Annotated in this window: 1 protein-coding gene; it reads right to left on the bottom strand. The window is 54.7% G+C overall.

The features are described 5' to 3' along the window. Positions 1-1211: calcium-binding protein (locus AYK82_RS14840; protein WP_279626438.1), on the bottom strand; the 1211-nt coding region annotated here is incomplete at both ends.

Raw genomic sequence — 1211 nt, 5'->3', positions numbered from 1 at the left:
CATCACGGTATGAGTACTGGACATCAAGGATCGTGTCATTTCCATCACCGGATTTGTAGACATAGACATCCGATCCCCCTTGTCCTTCCAGGCGATCATCTCCAAGTCCGCCGATAAGGGTATCCTCACCGCGCTCACTATAAAGGGTGTTGTCTTCTGCGTTGCCTTTGATAGCGTCAGCGTAAAAATCAACCCCGGCATCTTTAGAAACACGCTCACGGATCCCCATTCCATTGATTACGGATCCATCAGAAAATACTACCTCTTCAATCCCGTAGTTGGTAGTTCCCGTGTCAGGCCTAAACTGATCGTTAATGCGAATTTCACTGCCATTCTTTAAAGATATCACAAGGTCGTACAATTGTCCGGAGCTGTTTTCTGCGAGCTTAAACAGGAGGTCGTCAGTAGCTATGCCGTCTGCAAAAACGAGCCTGTCAACTTCTGCCGGAATTCTTGTGACATCAATAATGGTGTTATTTCCATCACTCAGGTAGTATTTATAAGTGTCATCACCTTCGCCGCCGTAGAGGGTGTCTTTGCCCTCGCCGCCGCGCAGGGTGTCATCCCCATTGCCGCCGAAGATGCTGTCATCACCTGCACCGCCTTCAAGGGTGTCGTTGCCGCCCTCCCCGTAGATGACGTCATTGCCGCCAAGCCCGCGAATGGTGTTGTCCAGCGCCGAGCCCACCAGATAGTCGCGCTCTTCAGAGGCGTCCTGGTTGGTGCGGTCAATGATGCCATTGGCGTCCAGCTCGGTGCCATCGGCAAACACCACCTTTTCGATGCCGCGGTCCTTGATGCGGTAAGACTGCTGACCATCGGCCGGCTTGTACTGGTCCTTGATCAACAAAGTGCCGCCGTCCGAGAAGCTTAACAGCAGATCCTTGCTGCCCTCCACGCGGATAAAGCGCACATCGTCCTGATCCACATCCGGACCCAGTACAAGCGTATCGATCTCGCTATAACTGGTTGTGCCCTCGTGGATGGTATCGGCCCCATCGCCCAGATTGTAGCGGTAGGTGTCTGAGCCGCCGCTTGTATCTGTCAAGGTGTCATCGCCGGTGCCGCCTTCAAGAGTGTCATCGCCCGAGCTGCCATCAAGGGTGTCTTTGCCTTCACCGCCGCGCAAGGTGTCGTTGCCGCTGTCGCCGCGCAGATAGTCATCACCTGCACCGCCCTCCAGCGTGTCATCACCTTCGCCGCCGTAGAGG

It is taken from the genome of Polycladidibacter hongkongensis, assembly GCF_001561995.1.
Taxonomy (GTDB): Bacteria; Pseudomonadota; Alphaproteobacteria; order Rhizobiales; family Stappiaceae; genus Pseudovibrio; species Pseudovibrio hongkongensis.
Note: the sequence above shows the minus strand (reverse complement) of the source record. Positions and strands in the feature narration are given on the sequence as shown.